Source organism: Dyella soli (assembly GCF_054482295.1).
This window is the reverse complement of sequence record NZ_JBTFFU010000004.1, coordinates 164,989-183,738: the sequence shown is the minus strand read 5'-3', so window position 1 is coordinate 183,738 and position 18,750 is coordinate 164,989. Positions and strand designations below refer to the sequence as shown.

General features: G+C 66.8%; 17 protein-coding genes and 1 riboswitch. Of the genes, 9 read left to right on the top strand and 8 right to left on the bottom strand.

Translation table 11 applies throughout. From position 1 onward, the window contains the following. The first annotated feature begins 26 nt into the window (after positions 1–26). The 4 genes from ACXU4B_RS17230 to ACXU4B_RS17215 all read left to right on the top strand — a co-directional run bounded on the left by ACXU4B_RS17230 (position 27) and on the right by ACXU4B_RS17215 (position 3,618). Positions 27–395: a hypothetical protein gene (locus ACXU4B_RS17230; protein WP_131413200.1), complete on the top strand. Its 369-nt coding sequence runs from the start codon at positions 27–29 to the stop codon at positions 393–395. A gap of 79 nt (positions 396–474) precedes the next feature. Then, positions 475–840, top strand: coding sequence for an SMR family transporter (locus ACXU4B_RS17225; protein WP_131413202.1), 366 nt, complete (start codon positions 475–477; stop codon positions 838–840). Beyond that, positions 830–1,162, top strand: coding sequence for a multidrug/spermidine efflux SMR transporter subunit MdtI (gene mdtI / locus ACXU4B_RS17220; RefSeq protein ID WP_131413204.1), 333 nt, complete (start codon positions 830–832; stop codon positions 1,160–1,162). The genes ACXU4B_RS17225 and mdtI overlap by 11 nt, the downstream gene beginning before the upstream one ends. Positions 1,163–1,281: 119 nt before the next feature. Beyond that, positions 1,282–3,618, top strand: a complete 2,337-nt coding sequence (locus tag ACXU4B_RS17215) for a S9 family peptidase (protein ID WP_131413206.1) — start codon at positions 1,282–1,284, stop codon at positions 3,616–3,618. A gap of 73 nt (positions 3,619–3,691) precedes the next feature. Here the strand turns inward: ACXU4B_RS17215 and ACXU4B_RS17210 are convergent, their stop codons facing one another. Together ACXU4B_RS17210 and ACXU4B_RS17205 are read right to left on the bottom strand one after the other, a co-directional pair. Next, positions 3,692–5,755, bottom strand: a complete 2,064-nt coding sequence (locus ACXU4B_RS17210; protein WP_131413208.1) for a M56 family metallopeptidase — start codon at positions 5,753–5,755, stop codon at positions 3,692–3,694. A gap of 1 nt (position 5,756) precedes the next feature. Continuing rightward, a complete protein-coding gene (locus ACXU4B_RS17205) occupies positions 5,757–6,143 on the bottom strand; it encodes a BlaI/MecI/CopY family transcriptional regulator (protein ID WP_131413210.1) in 387 nt (128 codons plus the stop codon). A gap of 359 nt (positions 6,144–6,502) precedes the next feature. Here ACXU4B_RS17205 and ACXU4B_RS17200 point away from each other — a divergent pair, with 359 nt between their 5' ends. From ACXU4B_RS17200 to ACXU4B_RS17190, 3 genes are all read left to right on the top strand, one after another. Then, positions 6,503–6,700: a hypothetical protein gene (locus ACXU4B_RS17200; RefSeq protein WP_131413212.1), complete on the top strand. Its 198-nt coding sequence runs from the start codon at positions 6,503–6,505 to the stop codon at positions 6,698–6,700. A gap of 7 nt (positions 6,701–6,707) precedes the next feature. Beyond that, entirely contained in the window at positions 6,708–7,577 is an 870-nt protein-coding gene (locus ACXU4B_RS17195; protein WP_131413214.1) for a prohibitin family protein, read from the top strand. Positions 7,578–7,737: 160 nt separating this feature from the next. Next, positions 7,738–8,208: a bacteriohemerythrin gene (locus tag ACXU4B_RS17190; RefSeq protein WP_131413216.1), complete on the top strand. Its 471-nt coding sequence runs from the start codon at positions 7,738–7,740 to the stop codon at positions 8,206–8,208. A 48-nt stretch (positions 8,209–8,256) separates the two neighbouring features. Here ACXU4B_RS17190 and ACXU4B_RS17185 read toward each other — a convergent pair whose 3' ends face one another. Next, positions 8,257–9,282, bottom strand: a complete 1,026-nt coding sequence (locus ACXU4B_RS17185) for a ribonucleotide-diphosphate reductase subunit beta (protein WP_131413218.1) — start codon at positions 9,280–9,282, stop codon at positions 8,257–8,259. A gap of 207 nt (positions 9,283–9,489) precedes the next feature. Here ACXU4B_RS17185 and ACXU4B_RS17180 point away from each other — a divergent pair, with 207 nt between their 5' ends. Further along, a complete protein-coding gene (locus tag ACXU4B_RS17180; protein ID WP_131413220.1) occupies positions 9,490–9,786 on the top strand; it encodes a GIY-YIG nuclease family protein in 297 nt (98 codons plus the stop codon). Positions 9,787–9,866: 80 nt separating this feature from the next. On the opposite strand, the gene ACXU4B_RS17175 is transcribed toward ACXU4B_RS17180, so the two are convergent. Together ACXU4B_RS17175 and ACXU4B_RS17170 are read right to left on the bottom strand one after the other, a co-directional pair. Then, complete coding sequence (locus ACXU4B_RS17175; protein WP_425481447.1) at positions 9,867–12,359, bottom strand: ribonucleoside-diphosphate reductase subunit alpha; 2,493 nt, start codon at positions 12,357–12,359, stop codon at positions 9,867–9,869. 150 nt (positions 12,360–12,509) lie between these two features. Further along, positions 12,510–12,724: riboswitch (cobalamin riboswitch) on the bottom strand. A gap of 120 nt (positions 12,725–12,844) precedes the next feature. Beyond that, the gene (locus tag ACXU4B_RS17170; RefSeq protein ID WP_131413222.1) at positions 12,845–13,714 is read right to left on the bottom strand and encodes a type 1 glutamine amidotransferase domain-containing protein; all 870 of its coding nucleotides are present in this window, start codon (positions 13,712–13,714) and stop codon (positions 12,845–12,847) included. 127 nt (positions 13,715–13,841) lie between these two features. On the opposite strand from ACXU4B_RS17170, the gene ACXU4B_RS17165 reads away from it, so the two are divergent. Next, entirely contained in the window at positions 13,842–15,095 is a 1,254-nt protein-coding gene (locus tag ACXU4B_RS17165) for a cation:proton antiporter (RefSeq protein WP_131413224.1), read from the top strand. A 68-nt stretch (positions 15,096–15,163) separates the two neighbouring features. On the opposite strand, the gene ACXU4B_RS17160 is transcribed toward ACXU4B_RS17165, so the two are convergent. The 3 genes from ACXU4B_RS17160 to ACXU4B_RS17150 form a co-directional block, all read right to left on the bottom strand. Continuing rightward, positions 15,164–15,979, bottom strand: coding sequence for an energy transducer TonB (locus ACXU4B_RS17160; RefSeq protein WP_131413226.1), 816 nt, complete (start codon positions 15,977–15,979; stop codon positions 15,164–15,166). A gap of 162 nt (positions 15,980–16,141) precedes the next feature. Next, entirely contained in the window at positions 16,142–18,214 is a 2,073-nt protein-coding gene (locus tag ACXU4B_RS17155; protein WP_131413228.1) for a M13 family metallopeptidase, read from the bottom strand. Between the two features lie 143 nt (positions 18,215–18,357). Continuing rightward, a complete protein-coding gene (locus ACXU4B_RS17150; RefSeq protein WP_240734190.1) occupies positions 18,358–18,720 on the bottom strand; it encodes a hypothetical protein in 363 nt (120 codons plus the stop codon). Between the last annotated feature and the right edge of the window lie 30 nt (positions 18,721–18,750).

The window sequence follows — 18,750 nt, the reverse complement described above, 5'->3', positions numbered from 1 at the left end:
GTCTACCCCACCGGATGTTGATCTGCATGACCGCTCACAAGCCACACTCGAAAGCCAACCAGGTGGACTGGAGCGATCCACGCCTGCAGGCCCTGCTGCGCAAGTCGGAGCACTGGAAGCTCGACAATCGCGGCGCCTACGCACCGAAGGACGTGCAGGTGCACATCGGCTGGGGCGCTACGTCCGGCCGGCCCGCCGTGCTGGTGTGGGAGCGCGACCAGGTCATGATGCTGGAGACGCGCTACCCGATCGCGCTGGGCGAACACGTGCGCATCGACGACCCCCTGGGTGAAGGCCTGCGCAGCGTGTGGGGCGTGGTGGCGGAAGGGCGCGAAGGCTTTCGCGCCGAAGACCGCGCCAACGGCGTGCACCTGCACTGGCTGCACCTGCGCTGATGTCCTGAGCCCCTCGCTCCGCCGGCGCCGGGCACGGCGCAAGCGGTTAGCATGGTCGCGCCGCTGCAAGGAGGACCGCATGCGCTACTGGCTTTACATGGTGACGGCCATCGTGACCGAAGTGATCGGCACGCTGGCGATGAAATACGGCAGCCAGAACGCGTCGCATGCCGCCGGCCGCGCGGTGATGTGCGTGATGCTGGTGCTTTCCTACACTTCGCTGGCGCTGGCGGTGAAGCGCATTCCGCTCGCCGTCGCCTACGGCGCTTGGGAAAGCCTGGGCCTGGTCCTGATCACGCTGTGCAGCGCATGGCTGTTCGACGAGGACCTCAAGCCGGTCAAGCTGGTGGCCATTGCACTGATCATCGCGGGCATCGTGCTGCTGGAACGCGGCACCGACGAGGCGCCGGCCACGCCGTCGCGAGGGGGCGACCATGCTGCCTGACTTCGCGCCCGTCCACCTGTTGTACCTGGCCATTGCCATCGCGCTGGAAATCGCCGCCAACGTGCTGATGAAGCACTCGCACGGCTTCGAGCACAAGCGGCCGGCGATCGCGGCCATTGTCTGCGCGCTGGCGGCGTTCACCGCCCTGAGCTACGCCATCCGCGGCATCCAGTTGTCCGTGGCCTACGGTGTGTGGGGCGGCGTCGGCCTGATTGCCACGGCGGTGCTCGGCATCACCCTGTTCGGGGAACACCTGCGCCGTTCCGGCTGGATGGGCCTGGGCCTGATCACGGTCGGGGTATGCCTGATGAAGTTTGCCTAGCGGAGCGCGGGGCGGGACTGATGGCAGGCGCCCGCGCCCGCGGGTACCAGTACGATGCAGCTTCAGACAGGGGCGCCGTGACCGGCGCCGTGGATCGGCGGTCATTCCGGGGAGCAAGTATGGTTTTTAGTTCACGTGGTTCGCGCCTGCTGGGCGCGATGGTGCTGGGCGCGCTGTCGACCGGCGTGGCCGCACAGGGCAGCACGCTGACCAGCGACGATTACGCCAGGGCGGAACGGTTCGTCGGCTACAACACCACGCCGCTGGTCGATCACGCGGTGACCAGCGTGACGTGGCAGGACGCCGGCCACTTCTGGTATCGCGACCATGACGCCGGTGGCGACCACTATCTTCGTTACGACGCCGCCACGGGCAAGGCCACGCCGGCATTCGACCAGGCACGCCTGGCCACCGCGCTCGGCAAGCTGCTGGGCAAGCCGGTAGACGCCGGCAAGCTTGGCGTGACCGACTTCGACGCCGCTGCCGATGGCCGCCTCGACGTCAACCTTCGTGGCAAGCACTACCTGTGCGACCTCAAGGGCGCGGGCGTGTGCAGCGCAGGCCGGGACGAGAGCGCCACCGGCTATGGCCACGAGCCGGGCGTGCTTTCCCCGGACAAGCGCAGCGAGGCCTTCGTGCGGGCCTGGAACCTGTGGGTGCGCGATGTCGCCACCGGCAAGGAAACCCCGCTCACCATGGATGGCGTGGAGAACTACGGCTACGCCACCGACAACGCCGGCTGGAAGCACAGTGATCACGCCATCCTGGTATGGTCGCCCGATTCGAAGCAGATCGCCACCTTCCAGCAGGACCAGCGCAAGACCGGCGAGATGGTGCTGGTCGGCACCAACGTCGGCCATCCGGTGGTGGAGAAGTGGAAGTACCCGCTGGTGGGCGACAAGGACGTCACGATGATCGAGCGCGTGGTCGTCGATGTCGCCGAGCGCAAGGTGCTTCGCCTGAAGATGGCGCCGGACCAGCACCGCTCGACCCTGTGCGACGACGTCAGCTGCGGTCGCGACGGCGGCTGGGACGATGTGCAGTGGGCGCCCGACGCGCAGACGCTGGCCTTCGTGTCGTCGTCACGCGACCACAAGCAGGCCTGGTTCCGCGTGGCCGACGTGCATACCGGCGACGTGCGCACCGTGTTCGACGAAAGCGTGCCCACCTACTACGAAAGCGGCACCGGCAAGGTCAACTGGCAGTACCTGCCGGACAGCCATGAAGTCGTGTGGTTCAGCGAGCGCAACAACTGGGGCAACCTGTACCTCTACGATCTGGACAGCGGCAGGCTCAAGCACGCCATCACGGCTGGCGAGGGCAATGTCACCGAGGTGCTCCGGCTTGACGCGAAAACGCGCACGCTGTGGTTCCGCGGCGTGGGCCGCGAGCCGGGCGTAAACCCGTACTACCAGCAGTTCTACAAGGTGAGCCTCGACGGCGGCAAGCCGGTGCTGCTGGCGCCGGAACCGGCCGACCACACGATCACCCTGTCGCCGGATGGACGTCTGTTCGCCGACGCCTACTCCACGCCGGCCACGCCATCGGTCACGGTGTTGCGCAGTGCGGACGACGGCCATGTGGTGGGCAGCATCGCCCAGGCGGACATTTCGCGCTTGCGTGCCGCGGGCTGGCAGGCGCCCGAGGCGTTCACGGTGAAGGCGCGCGATGGCAAGACCGAGCTTTACGGGCTGATGTTCAAGCCGACGCATTTCGATCCGTCCCGCAAATATCCCGTCGTCGACTACGTCTATCCGGGCCCGCAGACCGGTTCGGTCGGCTCGCGCAGCTTCGCCGCGGCGCGTGTCGATCACCAGGCGCTGGCCGAGCTGGGCTTCATCGTGGTGGCGATCGACGGCATGGGCACGCCGTGGCGCTCGAAGTCCTTCCACGATGCCTACTTCGGCGACATCGGCGACAACACGCTGCCCGACCAGGTGGCCGCGCTGAAGGCACTGGGCAAGCAGCACGCGTGGATCGACCTCGACCGCGTCGGCATCTGGGGCCATTCCGGCGGTGGCAATGCCACCGCCGACGCCATGTTCCGCTATCCGGACTTCTTCAAGGTGGGCATTGCCGAAAGCGGCAACCACGACAACCGCAACTATGAGGACGACTGGGCGGAGAAGTGGCAGGGCCTGCTGACCACCGGCAAGGACGGCAAGACCAACTACGACGACCAGGCCAACCAGAGCCACGCTGCCAACCTGAAGGGCCACCTGTTGCTTGCGCACGGCACCATGGACGACAACGTGCCGCCGTACGCCACGCTGCTGGTGGCCGACGCGCTGATCAAGGCCAACAAGGACTTCGACCTGCTGCTGATCCCCAACGCGCACCATGGTTACGCGAGTGCCGCCAACTACATGATGCGCAAGCGCTGGGACTACTTCGTGCGCAACCTCGCCGGCGACACGCCGCCGAAGGAGTACGCCATGAAGCCACCGAAGGACTGAGGTGCCGTCGCCATCCTCTCCCGCCGGGAGAGGATGGCGTAACGCGGAAGAGCGGGCATCGGTGCGGGCTGCCTCAGCGGCGGCTCACCGGCTGGGCGATCCCCTTGGCGATCGCTTCGTCCAGCAGCTTGTCCATCTGACCGTCAGCCTGCGCGCTGGCCGAATGTTCGCGCAGCTCGAGGGCGTGCTGCTGGCGTTCCAGCTCGCCCTGCTGGCGCTCGATGTCGGCCTGCTGGCGCCGCAGGTCGCTGTCGTCGGCCGGTTTCTGCTGGCGCTCCGCCAGCGACTTGATCTGGTTGTCGATCACGCGGATCTGCGTATCGACCTGCTGCAGGTCGGCGCTGGTCACGCCCGGCCGCGCCTCAAGTTCCGCCCGCCGGGATTCGAGCACGCCGAGTTGCGACTCCAGTTGTCCCTGGTGCGCGGCCAGCGCACCCATGCGGGCGGCAGCCACGCTGTCCCGCGCGGCGAGCCGGGCCTGCGCGCCGGCGAGGCGGGCCTGGGCACCGGCCATGCGGCTCTGGATCGTGGCCAGTTCGTGCATGGGGGCGTACGCCGTGCGGGCACGCTCGATGGTGGCGGCGTCGCGGATCACGTAAGCCTGCTGGCCGCGGCGGAACCAGATCAGCGATTCGTCGTTCTTGCGCTGCAGCCTGGCCGCGCTGATGTCACCCTCGGTGCCATTCATCAGGATCGTGTCACCGCCATGGTCGAACAGTGCGAAGCCATTCCTGGCCTCGGTATTGATGTCGATGTCGACGTGGCGCGCATGCAGGTTGCTGGCAGCCGACGGCAAAGGCGGCAGCGGAGGCAGCGGCGGCGGTGCCGGCGGCAAAGGTGCCACGGCGGCCGGCGGTGACGGTGGCGCGGGCGGCGCGGGCGGTGTCATCGCGGCGGGCGACGTGGCGCTGGCGGGCAGCGGGCGGGAGGCGGCGGCCGCCTGGGTCGCCGGCGCTGTCTTCGCAGCGGGTGCCGCCGCCGCGGCGGGCGTGGCCCGGGTGGCGGCGACGGGCGCCACCGCAGCCTTGGCGGCCGAGCTTGCCGCGGCAGGTGCCGCAGGGTCGGCAGCGGCCTGGGTCACGCGATAGGGCAGCACGCCGGCCATGGCCACCAGCGCCACCACCAGCCAACCGCGTGCGCGCGACATGGGGTTCTGCATATCGTGTTGCAGCATGGTCAGTCGTCTCCTGAGATTGTTGAAGGTGGGCGAAGCGCCGGCGAGGCTGGCGTGCAGCGGGTGCGCCACGCCCAGCCGAAGCAACAGGCGGCCGTAGTCCTGCGGTGCCGCGGCGTGCTGCTGCACGACCTGTGCATCGCACGCGGCCTCGCGATGCAGGGCGTATTCGCGCATCGCCCAGCCCACCAGCGGATGGAAGAAGAACAGTCGCTGCGCCATGGCCGGCACCCAGCCCATCCACAGGTCACCACGACGCAGGTGCGCCAGTTCGTGGGCAAGCGCCAGCGCGGATTCCTGGGCGGAGAGACTCTGACGCGCCGGCAGCAACACGGTGGGGCGCCACAGGCCGGTGACCTGGGGCGAGGCAATGGCATCGCAGACGCGCAACGAGGGGCAGCGGCGCAGGCCCATCGAGCGGGCCTGCAAGGCGCATGCGGCTTGCAGGCCCGGATCATCCAGCGGTTGCGACAGGCGCACCACGGCGCGCGCATCCATCCACTGGCGCGCCGCGAGCAACAACTGCAGCAGCACGCCGGTGAGCCACAACGCCAGCAGCACCAGCGGCCATCGGAGCGGCGATGCGTCCTGCTTCGGCGCCACGGCCGCTGGCGCTGCCGCCGGGGCATCGACAACCGGCGCGGGGAGCGGGTCCGCGGCACGCGTGAAGCCCGTGACGTGATGTTCGGCGGGTGGGCTCACGCTGGCGACGATGGGCACGGACGTGGCTGCCTCCATCGCCGTCGGCGGCGACAGCAGCGGCAGCTGCACCGGCGTCGCCACCACCAGGCCGAGCAGCAGCTGCACGCCCAGCAGCCACCAGAGCAGGCTGCGGCAGCTGGCGGGCAGGCGCGGGCACAGGCGCCCCAGCAGCCACACCACGCCGATCAGCGCCGTCGCCTGCACGGACGTCCAGCCAAGCCGGCTAAGCAATACCTCGGCAAACGCAACGAGGGAGTCCATGTCAGCTCTCCTTGCGCCGCGACTGCAGTTGCGCCACCAGTGCCTCGAGCTCGGCCAGCTCGCTTTCGCTGACCTCGGCACGTTCCGACATCCACGCCACGAACGGCGACACCGAGCCGCTCAGCGTCTTCTCGACGAACTGGCCCACCGCGCTGCGCATGACTTCACCGGGACCGGTCGCCGGGCTGTAGCGGTACATGCCCTGCACCTGGCGACGGCGCAGGTAGGACTTGCTGCGCAGGCGCTCCATCATGGTCAGCACGGTGGAGCGCGCCAGCCCGCGCGGTTCGCCGAAACCGGCGGCCACCTCGCCGACCGATGCGTGGCTGTGTTCGGCGATGTACTGCAGGAGCGCCAGCTCCTGGTCGCCGATGGTTGGCTTGGACATGTTCGCGGCCTCGGTGACTACACGTGTAGTCAAGCTACGTCGTGACTACAGCTGTAGTCAATAGGTCGCTGGTCGGGTGCGCGTGATGCAGCGACATGTTGCGTTGCACAAAAAGCGGAGTAGACTGCGCGCCGTCCTCATCCAGCAGCGCGCATCGGAGTGCGCTTTTATGAAGGCTGCATCCATCCAGGTCGCCATCCCGCCCAGCCGCTTCCGGCCATCGCGTTCGCCCGCGGGTTAGCGTTCCCAACCGTCCATCCTGGCCGTCCGGCGGTGCGGCGCACGCACCGCGCCAGATGACTGTCGTCCGGACGTCCATACCGGCAACCACCACTGACTTCCTGCCCAAGGGGAAAACCATGAAGACGCTTGTCGCCTGGCTGGCGCATCGGCTGTGGCCGTTCGTGCTGTGCCTGCTGGTGTATGTCGGTTTTATCGGGCCCGAGCTGATCTCGGCCAGCAGCACGTCCGCCGTGCTGGTCGGCCTGGTTCTGCTCGCCCTGCTGGTGGCGTGGGGCTATCTGCTGCTGCGCCGCGGTTTCACTCACAAGGAATGATCAAGCCATGAAACGCGTACTGACCGTGCTGTCGATGCTTTCCGTCCTGCTGCTGGCCGCCTGCTCCAAGGTGCCCGCCGGCAATGTCGGCGTGAAGTTCCAGATGTACGGCGATGACAAGGGTTCGCTGCACGAACTTCCGCCGGGCCGTTACTGGGTGGGCTGGGGCTACGAGATGTACACCTTCCCCACCTTTACCCAGACTTACACCTTCACCCGCTCCGCCGCCGAAGGGCGCCCGGTGGACGAGTCGATCAGCTTCCAGACCGCGCAAGGCCTGACGGTGAATGCCGACGTGGGCATCACGTATCACATCGATCCGTCCAAGGTCACGCTGATCTTCCAGAAATACCGCAAGGGCATCGACGAGATCACCGACATCTACCTGCGCAACATGATCCGCGATGCCCTGGTCAAGGAAGCCTCCAGCCTCGACATCGAATCGGTGTACGGCAAGGGCAAGGCCAGCCTGATCGAGTCGGTGCAGAGAGACGTGAGCGAGGAAGTGTCGGCCGTAGGCATCGACGTGGAGAAGATCTACTGGATCGGCGAACTGCGCCTGCCGGAAAACGTCGTGCAGTCGATCAACGCCAAGATCCAGGCCACGCAGATGGCCGAACAGCGCCAGAACGAAGTGGCGCAGGCGCAGGCCGAGGCGCAGAAGGTGGAGGCCGAGGCGCAGGGCCAGGCGCAGGCGCGCATCACCATCGCCGAAGCCGAGGCACGCTCCATTGCACTCAAGGGCGACGCGTTGCGCCAGAACCCGAACGTGCTGCAGATGTCGGCCATCGAGAAGTGGGACGGCCACCTGCCGACCTACAACGGTGGCGGCGCGCTGCCCTTCGTGAACCTGGCCGGCACGGCGCCGGCGAAGTAAGCGCTGGCGGCGGCGGACGGGGTGCAGCCGTCCGCCGCACGCGTGTGTGCGGTGTAGTGTCGCGATCGCGCACGCCTGCCGGGGGGCTTGATGCATGTCATCCGGTTGACCTTCGACATGCCCGCCAATAGGTGCAACGACGCACAACGGAGGGTGCGACATGCCCTATATGGCCTGGCAGGACGACCTCAACACCGGCATCAAGGTCATCGACAACCAGCACCGGCGCATCGTCGAGATGATCAACCATCTGCACGATGCGATGGATCGCCGCGACCGTCAGGAACTCAACGACATCCTCGACGAACTGGTCGACTACACGCTGTCCCACTTCGCCTTCGAAGAATCACTGATGGAGGACGCCGACTACGAGTTCACCCGTGCGCACAAGCGCGTCCACGAGGTGTTCGTCAAGCGGGTCTCGGAATACCGCCTGCGCTTCCGCACCGGTGAGGACATCAGCAACGAGTTGTTGCAGACGCTGTCGCACTGGTTGTTCAACCACATCCGCAACGACGACAAGGCCATCGTCGACGCCGTGCGCCACCACATGCGCGACGTCAGCGCGCAGGCGCACGAGGGCGGTTGGCTGTCGCGCTCGCTCAGGCGGTTCTTCGGCGCCAGGGGCTAGGGGTCCGCCTGAACCGGGGCGCAGCGCAAGGCCGCGCCCCGGCCACGATCAGAACGCCATGTCGAACGCCACTTCGCCCTGCACGCCCACCTGGTAGGCCGAGACGCGACGTTCGAAGAAGTTGGTCACTTCCTGCACGTCCTGCAGGTCCATGAAGTCGAACGGATTCTTCGAGCCGTATTTCTTCGGCAGGTCCAGCTGCACCAGGCGCTGGTCGGCGCAGTACTCCAGGTACTGGCGCATCTCGGTGGCCGAGAGGCCGGCCACGCCACCGGAAAGCACGTCCTCGGCGAACTGGGTTTCGCAGGCGATCGCCTCTTCCAGCATCGCCTCGACCTGCGCGCGCATCTCGTCGTCGAACAGGTCCGGCTCCTCGGAACGTACCGTGCGCACCACGTCGAAGGCGAACGCCATATGGCCCGACTCGTCGCGGAACACCCAGTTGGTGCCCGAGGCCAGGCCATGCAGCAGGCCGCGCGAGCGCAGGAAGTACACGTAGGCAAAGGCCGCGTAGAAGAACAGGCCCTCGATGCAGGCCGCGAAGCAGATCAGGTTGAGCAGGAACTGGCGCCGATGCTCGCGCGTCTGCAGGCGCTGCAGGCCCTGGATGGAGTCGATCCACTTGAAGCAGAACTCGCCCTTCTGGCGGATCGAGGGAATCGTCTCGATGGCGTCAAACGCCTTGTTGCGCTCGGTCGGGTCGGGAATATAGGTGTCGAGCAGGGTGAGGTAGAACTGCACATGCAGCGCTTCCTCGAACAACTGGCGCGACAGGTACATGCGCGCTTCCGGCGCGTTGATGTGCTGGTACAGGTTGAGCACCAGGTTGTTCGACACGATGGTGTCGCCGGTGGCGAAGAAGGCCACCAGCCGATGGATCAGATGGCGATCGGCATCCGACATCTTCGACTTGAGGTCGGTCACGTCCAGCGAGAAATCCACCTCCTCGACGGTCCAGGTGTTCTTGATCGCGTTGCGGTACATCTCGTAGAACTCGGGATAGCGCATCGGGCGCAGGGTGAGTTCGAAGCCGGGATCGAGGATGTGCGGGTTGCGGGTGGTTTCGGCGGACATGAAGTTCCTCGTGGTTGCCGCGCGCCTGAGCGCCGAGCATTTGTCTTTTTGCACGTCATTCCCGCGAAAGCGGGAATCCAGCGGCTTCCCTCAATGCGCCGAAACGTGTCGGAAAGAGTCGCTGGATCCCCGCTTTCGCGGGGATGACGATCGAGTTGGGTTTTGGCCGGGAGCAAGCTCGGGCGTAAGCCATCTGGATCCCGTCCTTTGCGTATTCGTCAACCTTGCGTCTACATTCTGGCCAGCCGTCGAAACGGTAGCTTGTACACCGGCGTGACGTCGAACCTGGTCGCCCGGGTCTGGCAACATCAAAATGGCGTTGTGGAGGGTTTCAGCCATCGCTATCGCGTCCACAGATTGGTCTGGTACGAAGTGCACGAAACCATGGAGTCGGCCATCCGTCGCGAGAAAGCCATCAAGAAGTGGATGCGCGCGTGGAAAATTGAGCTTGTAGAAAGGTCCAATCCTTACTGGAACGATCTTTTCGACGGCATCCACTCTTGACCGTCATTCCTGCGAAAGCAGGAATCCAGTGCCTTCCGGTCACGCAAAAGCCACTGGATCCCCGCGTTCACGGGGACGCCTTACTGACATGCCTCGCAGTACTCCGGATTCTCCAGCGAGCAGAACACCGCCGCGGTCGCCTGTTCCTGATCGGCCGCTGGCGGCGCTGCCTTCGTTGCCGGGGCCGCCGACACCGTGGTCTTGGTGATCTTGGTGGCCGGGCGCGAGCGCAGGTAGTAGGTGGTCTTGATGCCCGACTTCCAGGCGTACATGTACATGGAGCTCAGCTGGCCGATGTTCGGGTTTTCCATGAACAGGTTCAGCGACTGGCTCTGGTCGATATAAGCGCCGCGCGCGGCGCCCAGGTCGATCAAGGCCTTCTGCGGCAGCTCCCACACGGTGCGGTAGACGCTACGCAGGCGTTCGGGAATCGACGCGATGCCCTGGATCGAACCCTCGGCCAGCTTGATGGCGTCGCGAATGTCGCTCGTCCACAGGCCCAGCGTCTTGAGCTCTTCGACCAGGTAGCGATTCACCACCAGGAAGTCGCCCGACAGCGTTTCGCGCTTGAACAGGTTGCTCACCTGCGGCTCGATGCATTCGTAGCAGCCGGCGATCGAGGCGATGGTGGCCGTCGGCGCGATGGCGATCAGCAGCGAGTTGCGCAGGCCCTTGGCTTTGATCGATTCGCGCAGTGCGTCCCAGCGTGCCTGGTCGTTCGGCTTGGCGTTGGACCAGTAGTCGAACTGCAACTCGCCATTGGCGGCGCGGCTTTCGGCGAAGCCCGGATGCGCACCATGCTCCATCGCCAGTTCGCTCGACTGCGACAGCGCGTTGAAATAGACCTCCTCGGCGATGCGCGTGGACAGCGCCAGCGCCTCGGCCGAGTCGAACGGCAGGCGTAGCTTGAAGAACACGTCCTGCAGGCCCATCACGCCCAGGCCGACCGGGCGCCACTTGCTGTTGGCGGTCCTGGCGGTGTCGATCGGGTAGAAGTTGAGGTCGATCACCCGATCGAGCTGACGCACGGCGGTGCGCACCGTGGCGGCGAGCTTGTCGAAGTCGAAGCGGCCGTCCACCACGTGGCGCGACAGGTTCACCGAACCGAGGTTGCACACCGCCGTTTCGTCGGCATTGGTGACTTCCAGGATCTCGGTGCACAGGTTCGACAGGTGGATGACGTTTTCCGCCTTCGCCGTCTGGTTGCTGGTGGCGTTGCTGCGGTCCTTGAAGGTCATCCAGCCGTTGCCGGTCTGCGCCAGCGTGCGCAGCATGCGGGCATACAGCTCGCGCGCCTTCACCTTCCTCACTGCCATGCCGCTGGCTTCTGCCTCGCGATAGGCACGCTCGAACGTCTCGCCCCAGCTGTCGACGAAGTGCGGTACCACCTTGGGATCGAACAGCGACCAGTCGCCGTCGCTCTCCACCCGGCGCATGAATTCGTCGGGGATCCAGTTGGCCAGGTTGAGGTTGTGGGTGCGACGCGCCTCGTCACCGGTGTTGTCGCGCAGCTCGAGGAATTCCTCTATGTCCGCGTGCCAGGGCTCCAGGTACACGCAGGCCGCGCCCTTGCGCTTGCCGCCCTGGTTCACCGCGGCGACCGAGGCGTCGAGCGTCTTCAGCCACGGCACCAGGCCGTTGGAATGGCCGTTGGTGCCCTTGATCAGCGAGCCGCGCGAACGCACGCGCGAGTAGGCCAGGCCGATGCCGCCGGCGAACTTGCTGAGCTTGGCCACGTCACCGTACTTCTCGTAGATCGACTCCAGCGAATCGGCCGGCGAGTCGAGCAGGAAGCACGAGCTGAGCTGTTCGTGCGCGGTGCCGGCGTTGAACAGCGTGGGCGAGCTGGCGATGTATTCCAGCGAGGAGAGCAGGCGATACAGCTCCAGCGTCTCGCCGATCTCGCTGCCGCCCAGCGCGCAGGCAATGCGCATGAAGAAGTGCTGCGGCGTCTCGATCACCTTGCGCAGCTGCGGATGACGCAACAGGTAGCGGTCGTACACCGTGCGCAGGCCGAAGTATTCGAAGCGGCGCGAGGCGTGCGGATCGATCGCGTCGTTGAGCTTGCGCGCATTGGTGGTCACGAAGTCGCGCAGGCGCGCGTTGAGGATGCCCAGCTCGGCGCCACGCGCGATCGACTGCGAGAAGCTCTGGATTTCCTGGCCGCTCACTTCCTTGTCGATGTACGCGCTCAGCAGGCGGGCGGCGAGCTGGCCGTACTCGGGTTCTTCCGCGGTGAGCGCGGCAGAGGTGCGGATGGACAGCTCGTCCAGTTCCTGGGTGGTGGCGCCGTCGTACAGGCCGCCAATGGTCTTCAGCGCCACGCGCAGCGGATCGACGCCGTGCAGGCCTTCGCTGCTGCGGGTCACCGCGCGCACGATCTTGTTGACGTCCACCACTTCCTGGCGGCCGTTGCGCTTGGTCACGCGCATCTGGCCGGGACTGTGTGGCGGGGTGAGCGTGAAGGGCGTATCCATACGGGGGGCTTCGGTCACGGCGGTCTCGGCGGGGAAAGCAGTAGCGTCCGCACGATCGTCATCACGTTCGCGCGAGGTGGTATCGATAGGTTGCATGGCGACTTCGCTCCAAGCGTGGTCATCAACCGCCTGCTCCCGCGCGCAGGGCTGAAACGATGCGGATGCCACGGACGGTCGAGCGGCCGGGCAGTCGCCCGTCGCGTCGACGCGCCTCCCCGCGGAAGCCGTCACCATTCATTGCAGCGTTCTGGCCGCAATGTGTCGGCAGGTCTTCGGACTCGCGGACTTTGGGTCTTGCGACCCGGCCTACTCGCTCCCGCTTCCCAGCCGCTGGGGGCCAGTGCGTTGATGGCTTTCGTTTCCGCTTACCGCTGCGGGGCAGTCCCGGATTCTCACCGGATTCCCTATTGAGCCAGTCCGACCGTGGGTCTGAGAGTGGCACCGACGAGGCACAACATATCGGGCCCCAACGAGCCGGTCAACCCAACAAGTTGTGGATAGGTCGGTGGATAAGCGGTTCTATCCGAGTCCCGGCAGGGACTTGCCGGCCGAGCAGGAAAATTTCTTGGCGGCCCCGGAGCTCAGGCCACCGGCGCCGGTTTGGCCAGCATCCGGGCGAACTCGGCGGCGAAGCGATGCACGTCGCCTGGCCAGCGCGCGGACAGGTAATTGCCGTCGCGCACCACGAAGGCCGGCCTGTCGTCGGCGTCGCTGTCGCGTACCAGGCCGGATGTCTTGCGGCGGTAGTGCGGGGCATCGCGCGGCACGTCGAGGAAATCGGCGGGCCGGGCCAGCGCGCGGGTCACTTCCTGCTGCACCGACATGTAGCCTGCCGGCTGTCCCGCGCCGTCCGGATAGGTGCGGTAGTAGTCGGGATCCCAGAAGCGGGTGACGCGCGTGAGCGACCAGGCGGATCGCTCCAACGCCCAGGTCAGCGCGGTGGTGCGTCGACCATGCAGCACCGAACGGCCGTCAGCGCCACGGCTGCGCGCGGCCAGCACCACGCCGTGGCAGATCGCGGCCACTGGTTTGTCGTCGGCGAAGCAGGCAGCCGTCACGCGCTGCAGCTGTTCGCTTTCCAGGTACGCGCGCACGCCGCGCGCGCAATGCCCGCCCGGCAACAGCAGGCCGTCGAAGCGCCCCGCATCGATCGCCTCCCAGGCGATGGGCGCGTTGAACGCCACATCCTTCACCAGCGCGCCGTGGTCGCGCCGTGCATCGGCATTCGCACGCAGCATCAAGCCGAACAGGCGCAGCTTGCGCAAACCGGGCATGAAGCCCCACGGGTCCAGCCCTTCACCACTCAGCATGATGGGATCGGCGCTCGCCACGCGGCCGTCCGGCGTGGCGAACGTCACGCGATGCCCCGCCTCGAGCAGGATGCGCCACGGCACGGCGACTTCGCTCGGGTCGAAGTCCTGGTGGGGCAGGGGAATCAGTACGTGGGCCATGGCACAGGCGTCCTCCGGTGTGGGCGCATGCTAGCGGATGGCGTCGTCGGCACGTGTTGCAGCTCACCGCGTATACAGGGCAAGCTCGGGCGTGGCCGTCCGGCCGTCCCGATCCATCGAGAAGCCCATGGGCCATCCGCTGCTGCTCGTCCAACTGCTGGTGATCATCGTGGTGTCGCGACTGATCGCCGCGATCGCGCGGCGCGTCGGCCAGCCCGCGGTGGTGGGCGAGATGCTGGCCGGCCTCGCGCTGGGACCGCTCGTGTTTGGCGCGCTCGCGCCCGGCTGGCAGCAGCGGCTGTTCCCGCTGGACAGCCTTGGCAACCTGCAGAGCCTGAGCACCCTGGGCCTGGTGCTGTTCATGGCGGTGGTGGGCGCGGAATTGCGCGTGCCGGCCAAGGCGCACGGTGGCCTGTTGCGTCCCGCGATGTGGATCGGCGGGCTGGCCATGCTGATTCCGGGCGCGCTCGCGCTGGCCATCGCGCCCTGGCTGTATGCGGACTACGCGCCGCCTGGCATCAGCCTGCCGGGCTTTGCGATGTTCTTCGCCACGGCCTGCGCGATCACCGCGTTGCCGGTGATGGCGCGCATCGTGAAGGAGCGCGGCATCACCGACAGCCTGCCTGGTCGCCTTGGCATCGCCGCGGCGGCCGTGGCCGATGTGCTGGCCTGGATCATGCTCGCCTTCGTGGTGGCCTTGATCAGCGCGCACGGTGACTGGGCGCCGTTCCGGCGCACCATGATCGGCCTCGTGCTGCTGCTCGCGCTGACCTGGTTCGTGCTGCGACCGCTAGGCGGCAGGCTGCTGGCGCGCCATGCGCCGGATGGCAACGCGGACGGCGCGGTGCTCGCGTTCCTGCTTGCGGGCGCGTTCGGCTGTGCGGCGATCACCGAGTGGCTCAACCTGCATGCCGTGTTCGGTGCGTTCCTGTTCGGCGCCTGCCTGCCGCGCGACGACCGCCTGCTGGAGAAACTCATCGACCGCGTCGAGCGCGTCACCGTGGCGGCGCTGCTGCCGGTGTTCTTCGTGCTCGCGGGCCTGAGCACCAGTTCGACCCTGCTGACCGGCGGCGCCGGCGTGGCGCTGCTGCTGGTGCTGGCGGTGTCGGTCGCCGGCAAGCTGCTGGGCGGCACCGCCGGCGCCCGCATCGCGGGCCAGGACTGGCGCGACAGCCTCACCATCGGCTCGCTGATGAATGCGCGCGGCATGATGGAGCTGATCGTCATCAAGGTCGGCCTCGATGCCGGCGTCATCAACAGCGCGATGTTCACCATCCTGCTGGTGATGGCGATCGTCACCACCATGATGACGACGCCGATGGTGGCGGCTTTCCATGCGAAGGCGAGCCGCGAGGCCGCCGACCTTCCACGCACGGGTTGAAGCACTGGCGTCGCCGATGAGGAAATCCGGTGGCCCTGGTGCGACCCCGGGCAGCCGGCATCCGTGGCTCAGTTGGGCGACAGCGGCGTGAGGAGCTTGGCGCCTCCGTCGAGCTGGTGGAGGGCACCATCCGGCGTGGCGTCAGGCTCCTCGGCGAGCAGCCGGCGATCCTGCAGCCATGGAATGGTTTCGCGTGGCCCGCGGACATAGATCTCCCACGTACCGTATTTCGAACCGTCGTTTGGGTCCATGTTGTTGACGGAGAACGTGACCGGCACGCGTCCATACCAGGATGGCGCCTGCGCCTGACTGCCGGCCGTGGGCACATGGAAGGTCCATTGCCTGATGGCCTTGAGCGCTGCGTTGGCAAGGTCCTTCCGATAGAGCTCCATCAGTCTTTTGTCGGTGTAACGGCGCAGGTTTACCTGTTCGGCGGCGGCCTCCGTCACTTTGCCGTCGCGGTCCACCAGCACCAGCACGTACACCGTGCCGGACATCCTTCCGTCGAGTGACAACCGGGGATATAGAGGTCTTTTCTGCGAGGCATAGCGGAGAATTTCGTTCTCGGGCTGGGCTCCCTGCTCGAACTGGGCGCTGGCAATGCGCAGGGTCATGTGCGTGCGATCGGCGTCGGTCGCCACGATGCGCAATGACATGTTTTCCTCCACCGGCGCCGCCGGTGGAGTCCTGAACTGGAATTTCCACGCAGGCAATGCCTGCGCGATCAGGCCGACGATAGGTGGCGGCAGCTTTTCTTGCTGCTTGAGCTTGTAGCTGGCGACACTGCCATCCGGATTGATGACGGCCGTACCCTCGACCAGCATGCTCGCTTCGGCCATCGTGTCGGCGGCACCGGCGTGGCCCGGCTGACTGGCAAGCGCCAAGGCCGCGATTGCGGCAAGACACCAAGAACGCATCGACCTTCCCCCTGACTGTTTGGCGGAGTGTAGCGGTGCCCTGGGCGACCCGACAGGACCTGTGCGGCCCGGTCGGGCACCACCGCAACGTTCGGCCCGATGCCGGTTACCCGGCACCGGCATCGCGCGTCACCAGATCCGCACCCGCTGCTCCGGCGCGAGATACAGCTTGTCGCCGGCCTGCACGCCGAAGGCCTGGTACCAGGCATCGATGTTGCGCACCGGTCCGTTGACGCGGAAGCCGCGTGGCGAATGCGGGTCGCTGGTCACCTGGCGACGAATGGCGTCGTCGGTGAGCTTGCCGCGCCATGCCTGCGCCCAGCCCAGGAACACGCGCTGGTCGCCCGTGAGTCCGTCGATCACCGGCGCCGGCTTGCCATGCAGGGAGGCATGGTAGGCATCGAGCGCGAGCGTGAGGCCGCCGAGGTCGGCGATGTTCTCGCCCATGGTGAGGTTGCCGTTGATGTGCACGCCGGGCAGCGGTTCGAAGGCATCGTATTGCGCGCCCAGTTTCCTGGCGCGTTCGTCGAACGCCCTGGCGTCGGCGGCGGTCCACCAGTCGCGCAGCGCGCCGTCGGCGTCGATCTTGCGTCCCTGGTCGTCGAAACCGTGGGTGAGCTCGTGGCCGATCACGCCGCCGATGGCGCCATAGTTGATGGCCGGGTCGGCGTCGGGATCGAAGATCGGCGGCTGCAGGATCGCCGCCGGGAACACGATGTCGCGCAGCGAGCCGTTGTAGGCATCGTTGGTCTGCGGCGTCATGATCCAGTCGCTGCGGTCCACCGCGCCGTTGAGGCGGCCGACGTAGTACGACCAGTCCGCCGCCGCCGCGCGCAGCACGTTGCCGGCCAGGTCGTCGCTGCGAACGCTTACGTTCGCATAGTCGCGCGGGTGATCGGGGTAGCCGACCTTGATGGTGTAGGTGTCGAGCTTGCGCAGGGCCTCCTGGCGCGTCTGCGGACCCATCCAGTCGAGTTTCTCGATGCGCACCCGATACGCGGCTTTCAGGTTGGCGACCAGTTCCTCGATCTTGGCCTTCGAGCTGGCCGGGAAATATTTCGCCGTGTAGAGCTGGCCCACGCCCCAGCCGAGGTTGCCGAAGCAATCGAGGCGTTCGCCGATGCCGCAATCGCCACCGGACACCGCGTGCACGGCGCGCTTCCAGCGCACGGCCTGCTGCTGCTGGCCGGTGAGGGTCTTGTCGTGCATCTCGAAGTACGCGTCCTGGAACGGCTGCGACAGGTAGTACGCCGCATTGTCGGCAATGCGGGCGGCCTGCCACGCCTGGATGGTGGCGACGGGCGTGCGTGCGTAAAGCGCGGCGAGCCTGGGGAAGGCGGTCTTCTCCGCCACCACGATGCGCTGGAGATCGCCCAGCTGTGCCGACTTGAGATAGCCGGCCCAGGCAAAGCCCGGGGTCATCTGCTGCAACTCGGCCACGCTCACCGGGTTGTACATGGCCACCGGATCGCGCTGCTCGACCTTGCTCCAGCTGGCCTGCGCGATGGCTGTTTCGAAGGCGACCACGTCTTTCGCGGCGGCCTCGGCATGCGGCCAGTCCACCAGCGTGAGCAGGCGCGTGACATACGCCTCGTAGGCGGCCTTCTGCCTGGCAAACTCGGGCTTCAGGTAGTAGTCGCGATCGGGCAGGCCGAGCCCGCCCTGGGTGACGTAGACCGCGTAGTGCTTCGTGTCCTTCAGATCGACGTCCATCGCCAGATTGAACAGCGCGCCTTCGAAGTCGACGCTGGTGCGGCCCATCAGCGCGGCCTGCGCCTCGCGCGTGGTGGCCTTGCGCACGGCGTCGAGCTGCGCGGCGATCGGCTTGGCGCCCAGCGCATTGATGCGCGCCTCGTCCATGTACGACTGGTAGAACGCACCGACCTTGCCGTCCAGGCCGGTCGCCGGTGCTGCGGCGTGCGCCGAGGCCTCCATCAGCTCATGCAGGCGCTGCTCGGTGAGGTCGGTCATCGCCAGTCGCAGGCTGACGGCCGGCTTGTCGGCAGGAATGGGCGTGCGGTCCAGCCAGGTGCCGTTGGCGTAGCGGAAGAAGTTGTCGCCGGGCCGGGTGGCCGGATCGGCACCGGCCTGGTCGAAACCCCAGCGACCGTATTGCGGCTTGCTGCCCGCGGGGTCCACGGCATGCGCCGCGCCCGCCAGCAGCGCCCCGAGGCAAGCCACCGCAAGAATCCTGCTGACCATAAGCCCTCCCGCCATGATGTGGTCCGCCGATACTCGCACGCCCGCCACCGGTCACCAGTGCTGGAAGGGGGGAGATGGCACCCCGCACAAGCAAACGGCCCGGCAGGGGCCGGGCCGTTCGTCGTGCGAGGTGGTGCAGTGGATCAGCCGGCGGCGCGCTGCTTGTGGATGCGCTTGCTGTCGTGGTTCAGCGACTTGTTGAGGTTCTTCTGCTCGGCCTTGGTCAGGTGACCGTTGTGCTTGGCCTCATCGCGGCTCTCGCGTGCGGCGATGTTGGCGTCCTGCTTCTCGTCGCGGGCTGCCTGTTTGGCGTTGATCTGGCCATCGGACACGCCGGCCTGGATGCGATCCTGCTGGTTCTCGAGGCGGTTGTTGACCTCGTTCACGCGCGGATGGCCGGGGACGTTGTCCTGCGTGGCGGCCTGCGCCATGGCACCGGCGCTGGCGAGCGCGGCGGCCATGGTGAAACCGATCAGGCTGAAACGCGACATCAACTTGGTCTGCATGGCTTGGATCCTTGTGTGCTGGTGGGCTGT